Origin of the sequence: uncultured Jatrophihabitans sp. (assembly GCF_964246335.1) — a bacterium.
Taxonomy (GTDB): Bacteria; Actinomycetota; Actinomycetes; order Mycobacteriales; family Jatrophihabitantaceae; genus Jatrophihabitans.
In genome coordinates this window covers 47,721-55,146 of record NZ_CAXTQF010000010.1, presented here as the reverse complement: position 1 = coordinate 55,146, position 7,426 = coordinate 47,721, and the positions used below count along the sequence as shown (strand labels likewise).

Annotated in this window: 6 protein-coding genes; 1 reads left to right on the top strand and 5 read right to left on the bottom strand. The window is 72.4% G+C overall.

Annotated features, from left to right (window positions below; translation table 11 throughout):
* Positions 1-63: 63 nt before the first annotated feature.
* From ACFFCN_RS05025 to ACFFCN_RS05010, 4 genes are all read right to left on the bottom strand, one after another.
* Positions 64-1,170 (bottom strand): SGNH/GDSL hydrolase family protein, encoded by a 1,107-nt coding sequence (locus tag ACFFCN_RS05025; RefSeq protein WP_375490037.1) that lies wholly within the window; start codon positions 1,168-1,170, stop codon positions 64-66.
* A 96-nt stretch (positions 1,171-1,266) separates the two neighbouring features.
* Entirely contained in the window at positions 1,267-2,544 is a 1,278-nt protein-coding gene (locus ACFFCN_RS05020; protein WP_375490036.1) for a hydroxyacid-oxoacid transhydrogenase, read from the bottom strand.
* A 3-nt stretch (positions 2,545-2,547) separates the two neighbouring features.
* The gene (locus ACFFCN_RS05015) at positions 2,548-3,879 is read right to left on the bottom strand and encodes an ABC1 kinase family protein (protein WP_375490035.1); all 1,332 of its coding nucleotides are present in this window, start codon (positions 3,877-3,879) and stop codon (positions 2,548-2,550) included.
* A 21-nt stretch (positions 3,880-3,900) separates the two neighbouring features.
* A complete protein-coding gene (locus tag ACFFCN_RS05010) occupies positions 3,901-5,010 on the bottom strand; it encodes a thiamine biosynthesis protein ThiF (RefSeq protein WP_375490034.1) in 1,110 nt (369 codons plus the stop codon).
* A gap of 274 nt (positions 5,011-5,284) precedes the next feature.
* Between ACFFCN_RS05010 and ACFFCN_RS05005 the strand changes: the two genes are divergently transcribed.
* Complete coding sequence (locus tag ACFFCN_RS05005; protein ID WP_375490033.1) at positions 5,285-5,944, top strand: M48 family metallopeptidase; 660 nt, start codon at positions 5,285-5,287, stop codon at positions 5,942-5,944.
* A 10-nt stretch (positions 5,945-5,954) separates the two neighbouring features.
* Here ACFFCN_RS05005 and ACFFCN_RS05000 read toward each other — a convergent pair whose 3' ends face one another.
* Positions 5,955-7,328 carry a zinc-dependent metalloprotease gene (locus tag ACFFCN_RS05000; RefSeq protein WP_375490032.1) on the bottom strand — a complete coding sequence of 458 codons (1,374 nt, stop codon included), beginning with the start codon at positions 7,326-7,328 and terminating at the stop codon, positions 5,955-5,957.
* Between the last annotated feature and the right edge of the window lie 98 nt (positions 7,329-7,426).

Here is a 7,426-nt window from a genome sequence, read left to right as displayed (position 1 = left end):
TCCCACCCGAGATGGTCGCTGCGCGGGCCCGCGCAGCGACCATCTCGGGTGGGAAGGCGGGGATTACCACCAGTGCGGGTCGAGCTTGGCCTCGATCGCGCGGACGTGCTCGCGCGTGCACTGCGCGCAGACCCAACGCGTGCCCTCGGCGTCGCCGATCGGCTCGGCGCTCCACGCCAGCGGCGGATCACCGTCGACCTGCGGGTCCGCCTGCCGCCCGCAGACCGAGCACGTCTCGCGCATGCCGCCATTGCAGCACGTCAGCACGTCAGCGCGTCGGCGGGCCGGCCCGCCGCCGCGGCAGTGCAGGTGGAGCGTCGTGATCGTCAGCTGCGCGAGCGTCGACTCCCCCAGCGCGGTGGGGTGCACGATCACCGGGTTCGTGCCGCCGATCACCGGTTCGACGTAACGCACGCCCTCCGCCTGGCACGCGTCGTGGCCCTGCGAGATCTTCGTGGCGTCGACGTAGGTGGTGCCGGTGGCCGCCGCCGCCCGCTTGACCGCGCTGTTCAACGTCGCCTGGATGTCGTCGAGGTAGGGCACGTCGCCGCTCGCGACCGGCATCTGCGGGTAGCAACCGCCGCTCTTCGGCAGGATCTGCAGGTAACCGAGGATCGCGACGCGCGCGTGCGGCGCCTTCGCGTGCACCGCCTGCAGCGTCTTGACCAGCGACGGGTAGGTCGTGTGGTTGATCGTGTTGTCGAAGGACGAGCCGTAGCGGTCCTTGCAGGGGCTGCCCTGCCCGGCGGTGGTCGCCCCGGCGACGCCGCACTCGACGATGGAGTCGATGAAGACGTTGCTGTCGTTGCCGCCGATCGTCATGGTGATGAGTTGCGTCTTCGAGCTCAGGGCGTCCAGCTGCGGGGCGAGGCCCTGGTACTGGCTCGAGAAGTAATCCTTCGTCTGTGCGCCGCCGCAGGTGACGTCGGTGAGCTTGGCGCCGGTCGTGGCGGCGATGAGGTGCGGGTAGTTGACCGTCGAGCGCAGACACTGCGGCGCCGCGCTCGGGTCCGGCGGCACGTTGCCCGACGCGGCGCTGTAGGAATCGCCCATGCCGACGTAGTTCAGCGGCGCCGAGGTGGCGCCGGACGCGGTGGTGGCGGCGAAGGCGACGCCCGCGACTGCGGCGAGCGACGCTGCGGTGACGGCGAGCTTGGTCAGGCGGGGCATGACGACTCCTCGGGTCTGCCGGTGACCGGTACCGGCGCAGTTGGTGTCGTCATTACCAACGAGTAACTGTGCCCGCGGTCACGCACCCGGCGGGAATCACCACAGGGACATGGACCGCCGGAAGATGCCGTCCAGGTCTTCCGCCCGCACCTCGCGTGGCGCCGTGGCGAGCAGCCGCTGCTGCTTCAGCGCGCCCTCGACGAGGTCCTCGACGTCGTTCTCGCCGAAGCCGACGGCGCTCACGCCGTCCGGGATGCCGATGTCGCGCATCAGCGACGCGAGCGTGTCCGCGAGCAGGTCAGGGCCGTCGTCGGTCGCGTCCGGGTCGAGCAAGCGGGCTGCGCGCTGGTGCCGTTCGGGCGAGGCCTCGAAGGTGAACCGGAAGGCCTCGGGTGCCGTCAACGACACGGACATGCCGTGCGGCACCATCGCCTCGTCGTCGGGGTAGCCGTCCGGACGGAAATCGCGCACCTGCCCGGCAATCGGGTATGCGTTCGCGTGCGGGATGTGCACGCCGGCATTGCCGAACCCGAGGCCCGCGAAGGTCGCGGCGAGTGCCATGTTGCGCCGCGCGTCGAGGTCGTCGCCGTGGCTCACCGCCCGGCGGAAGCTGGTGGCCATCAGGCCGAGCGCGCGCTCGGACCACATGTCCGACACCGGGTTCGAGCCGCAGTAGGGCACCCGCTGTTCGGGTTGCTTGCGCTTGCCCGCCGTGTACGGGCGCGCGGTGTAGCTCTCCAGCGCATGGCACAGGATGTCCATGCCTGCCGAGGCGGTGACGCCGGCCGGCTGCGTGACCGTCAGCAGCGGGTCCACCACGGCCAGCATGGGGCGCAGGCGCGCGTGGCTGATGCCCGACTTGACCCGCTGCGAGACCACATCCAGCACGCAGATCGTCGTGCTCTCCGAACCGGTGCCCGTGGTTGTGGGCACCGCGACGAGCGGGTGCAGCACGTTGACCGGGTCGGCGCCGCCGCCGACCGGGGCGTTTACGTAGTCCATCAGCTCGCCGGGGTTGGTCAGCAGCAGGTTGACCGCCTTCGCGGTGTCGATGCTCGAGCCGCCGCCCACCGCGACGAACGCGTCCCACGGTCCGTGTGCGCGGGCCCAGTCGATGGCCGACTGCAGGCTGGCGTCCGTGGGCTCCACGCGCGCGCCCTCGAAGACCGCCGCCTCGACGCCGAACTTGGCCATCTGCGCCGCGACTCGTTCGGGGAGTCCGGTGGCCGCCACCCGCGGATCGGTGATCACCAGAGCGCGGGTGCTGCCGAGCTGCGCGAGGTCGTAACCGATCTCGTCGGACGCGCCGTCGCCGAACTTCAACGTCGGTGCCCCGTAGGTGAAGACGGACTCCTGCGGTGCCGGCTCGGTCATGGCCTACTCCTTCGCGAATCCGGGCTGCCATTCCAACGCCAGCCGGCGGTAGGGCGCGGTGGCCTCGAGCTGACACATGATGCCGATCGTGCCCACGGTCACGCGATGGATGAGCATGTAGGACGGCGGCAGGTTCAGCTGGCGTGCGACCTTCGCCTCGGCGCTGCGCGGGTCGGACAGGCGGGCCGCCTGCCGGCGCATCCAGGCACGGCTGAAGGTGAACGTGTCCTCGCGCAACGGCTCGGCCGCGGTGCCCAGGAAATCGATCAGATCCTGCGGGCGCACCGTGACGTCAGGCCGGATGAAGCCCAGCTCGCGCATGAGCTCCATCACCGCCGCACCGTCGTTGTCGACGGTCAACCGGGTGAGCCGACCGAGCGATTCGGGGTAGCCGCCCGGTAGCGCGGCGGTGGCGCCGAAGTCGACGACGCCGAGCCGGCCGTCGGGCAGGATGCGGAAGTTGCCCGGGTGCGGGTCGGCGTGCAGCAGCCCGCAGCGCGCCGGTGCCGAGTAGTGCAGCAGTGCCAGCAACGAGCCCGCGTGGTCGCGCTCGGGCTGCGTGCCGGTGGCGATGATCGACGACAGCGGGCGACCGTCCATCCACTCGCTGACGATGGCCTTCGGCGCGCTCGCGACGACGCGCGGCACCATGATCTGGTCGTCGTCCGCGTACCCCGCCGCGAAATCGCGCTGGGCCTGCGCCTCGTGGGTGTAGTCGAGTTCCTCGAGCACCCGTTCCTGGATCTCGGCGAGCAGTGGCTTGACGTCCAGGCCGGGTGACATGCGTGCGAACAGCCAGGCGAACCGACGCAGCTGGGTGAGGTCGGCCATGAGGGCCGCGCCGGCGCCGGGGTACTGCAGCTTGACGGCGACCTCGCGGCCGTCGGTCCAGACGGCGCGGTGCACCTGACCGATGCTTGCCGCGGCGGCCGGGGTCTCGTCGAATTCGCGGAAGCGCTCGGGCCACTTGCGGCCGAACTGCTCGTCGAGCACCTTGCGCACCGTCGCGGCAGGCATCGGCGGCGCGGCTTCCTGCAGCTTGGTCAGCGCTTCGCGGTAGGGCGCGGCCTGCTCCTCGGGCAGCGCGGCCTCGAAGACCGACAGCGCCTGGCCCAGCTTCATCGCGCCGCCCTTGAGCTCGCCCAGGACGGCGAACAGCTGCTCGGCGGTCTTGGCCTGCAGCTCGGCGGTGACCTCCTCCGCGGAGCGGCCGGTCATCCGGCGGCCCAGGCCGAGGGTGGCGCGGCCGGCGACGCCCAGCGGCAGCGACGCCAGCTTGGCGGTTCGGGTGCGGCGACGCTGCGGGATGTCGTCGTCGCCCGTATTCGCCGTCACGCCGCACATTGTGCCCAGGCGTCAGGACATCGCGCTGCCGCCCGGGGCACTGTGGGCACAGTCGCAGTCCGGATGGGGCGGCCAACTGCGCCGGCGCAGCCGCCAATCGGGCAGCCGGAGCTCGAGCGTCGCGTCGATCACGGCGGGCTCGCCGCCGTCGAGGAAGGTCAGCGCCTGCATCGCCGCGGTGGCAGCGACGAAGGTCGCGGTCGCGGCGTCGCAGGCCGGCCCGTAGCGGCGCGGCACGCTCAGCTGCGCGGCGAGCGCTGGCCAGGCCGGATCGCGATCCTGGCGGTGCAGGTCGGCGCAGCCCAGGCAGCTGGTCAGCCCCGGCAGCACCAGCGGCCCGACGACACCGTGGTCGACGCCGACGGTGACCGCGAGGTACGGCGCGTTGCGGGCGTGCAGCGCGCGTCGGCGGTCGTCGGCGACCGGGCCGTCGGCGGTGAGCACGGTGAGATCGGGGCGTTGCGCGGGATCGGGCGCTCTCGTGTCGGTATCCGGGGCGGCGTTGTGCACCGCGTTCTCGGCGGCACGCTCGAGCGGGCGTCCCTCGTCGCCCGGTCGCACCCCGCCGGGGAGCGTGTGGTGCAGCATCGTGGAGCCGCTCAGCGCGCAGTGCACCCGTCCGACTCCGGACGCGGCCAGCAGCGCCGCGAGGTGGGCGCTCAGCCGTGCCGGGCCGAACAGCTGCACCGACGCGGCCCGGCGGACGGCGAGGATCTCGGCCGCGTGGGCGCCGTGCCGGGCGGTCAGTGCTGCGAACTCGGGGCCGAGGCGGGCCGCGGGAATGTGCAGCCGCTCGTCACCGTCGAGCCGGGCGGCGGCCGGTGGGTCGGCCAGCGGCCACAGGTAGCCCGCCTCGGCGAGCGCACGCAACGCGTGCCGCGCGTCCGGGTCGGGCATCGCGGCGCCCGCGTCGCGGGTTGTGTCGGGCACCGGAGGACGCGCACCGGCGACGCGCTGGATCAGCGGCACCGGCAAACCCTCGACCAGTACCGCGCGGCTGCCGAGTTCGAGGTGTACCGCGGTGGGCGAACGCCACAACAGCCGCGTCGCCGGAGCCAGCATGTACTGTGCGGCGCCGGACTCGGCGGCGGCAGCGGCGGCTAGCGGGTCCAGCACGGTCATCGGCACACGCTCGCACGTCGACCGCGCCGCGGCGTGAGTTATCCACAGTTGACCGTGTGAGGTGGGCTTGTACGTTCCGTGGAGATTGTGCCGCAAGCCGTTACGCCGTGTAATGGGGCTTGTCGATCTTCGCGTAACCCTGAAGTGAATGTCCACACCTGTGGATGACCCTGTGCACGACGCGCCGAGGGGCTGTGGATGACCGCGGTCGTCGCAGGTATCGCGGGGCCGGGCACCGCGCGGCGCGACCGGATCGTCGGACCCGATCGCTAGCGTGTGGCCCGTGCCCCACCGCGCGTCGCGTCCGACCCTGGCCGCAGAACACGGCTGCCCGGTCGAGGTCCGCCGCAGTGCGCGTCGCCGCCGGACGGTGTCGGCGTACCGCGAGGGCGACCGCGTCGTCGTGCTCATCCCGGATCGGTTCACCGCCGCTGAGGAGCAGGAATGGGTGGGCCGGATGGTCGCGCGGGTCACCGGCCCGCGCCGGCCTCGCGCCGGCGACGCCGAGCTCGCCGCGCGTGCCCGCGAGCTGTCCGCGCGCTACCTCGCCGGTGCGCCGCAGCCACGCAGTGTCCGGTGGGTGCCGCAGATGCGCACCCGCTGGGCGTCGTGCACGCCGGCCGACGGCACGATCCGGCTCTCCCGCCAGCTGCGCGAGGTCCCGGCATGGGTGCGCGACTACGTGCTGCTGCACGAGCTGGCTCACCTGCTCGAGGCCGGGCACGGTCCACGGTTCTGGCAGTTGCTGGCGACCTACCCGCGCACCGAGCGCGCCCGCGGGTATCTCGACGGGCTGAGTGCCGCCGCGCACCTGCCGATCTCTGATGATCTCGCCGACGACCTGGCCGACCTGGCCGACGACCTGGACCCCGCGAAGGACGTCGACGACGCCGATGACGGCGACTCGACCCGACCCGCCGCCGCGGCCGGCTGACCCGGGTCGCTCAGGACGGTGAGTCGGGCCGGTCCTCGGGGTCGGCGGGATCAGGATCCGTCGGTTCGGGTTCGGACTCCGGGTCGGGGTCGGGGTCGGACGTGCCGTGCGACGAATCAACCGGGCCGAGGTCCAGGCCGCTGAGGTCGTCCGGTGCGGTGAAATCCGCCTCGGACAGCACGGTGTCGGCGAAGCCGAGCGGGTCGTCCAGATCGTCCGCCGTCGGGAGCAGGTCCGGGTGCGACCACAACGCATCGCGGCCGCTGACACCACGTTTCTCGGTGACGCCCCACCACAGGGTGGCCGCCTCGCGCAGTCGGCGCGGGCGCAGCTCGAGGCCGACCAGCGTGGCGAACGTCTGCTCGGCCGGCCCGCCGGTGGCGCGCCGGCGACGCGACGCCTCGCGCATGGCGTCGGCGCCGGGCATGCGGTCCCCGGCTGCCGCCGACACGGTCGTGTCGACCCAGCCCTCCACGAGCGCGAGCAGCGTCTCGAGCCGGCGGAGCGCGGCCTGCTGCTCGGGAGTGTTCTGCGGGGTGAACAACCCGCCGGACAACACGTCCTGCAGCCCCTCCGGGTTCATCGGGTCGATGCCCTGCATGGCCGACTCGATCGAGGACATGTCGACGGTGATGCCGCGGGCATAGGCGTCGACCGTGTCGAGCAGCCGCTGCCGCAGCCACGGCACGTGGGTGAACAGGCGCTGATGCGCGGCCTCGCGCAGGGCGAGGTAGAGCCGCACCTCGTCCGCGCCACGCTCGAGGTCCTTGCCGAACTCGGTGATGTTCTCGGGCACCAGCGCGGCGACGCCGTCCGGGCCGAGCGGCACACCGACGTCGGTGGCGCCGAGCACCTCCTGCGCCAGGCCGCCGAGGCCCTGCCCCACCTGCGCGCCGAACATCATGCCCCCGATCTGATTCATGATGCCGGCAAGCGGGTTGTCCGGGCCCAGTGCCTGCAGCTGTTCGGTCGGCATCGCCTCGGACATGGCGCCGACGACGCGCGCGGCCACCGGGTCGCACAGCGACGTCCACACCGGCAGCGTCCGCTCCAGCCACTCGGCGCGTGTCCACGACTCGACGGTGGTGACGCCGGACGGCAGGTCGGTGACGTCATCGAGCCACAGGTCGGCGAGCCGTACCGCATCCGCGATCGCGCTGCGGTCGGCCGGCGTCACGCTGTGGTTGTGGCCGGACAGCGTCTGGATCGCGAGCTGCTTGGCGAGGTCCCAGTTGACCGGACCGCCGGACCACGACATCAACTTCTGCAGCTCGGCGAAGAACGGCATCTGCGCGAACATGTCCGGCAGGCCGCCGTTGTCGTCGCCGTTACCGTCACCCGAGCCGCCTGACCCGGCACCGAAGCCGAACGGGAAGTTCGTCATGTTGTCCACGGTAGTCCGACGAACCGAGGCACCCCGGCGTTCCGGATCGGCCGGCCGGCACCCCGCGTTGCGCGCACGGCGAACACGTCGGTCGTCGG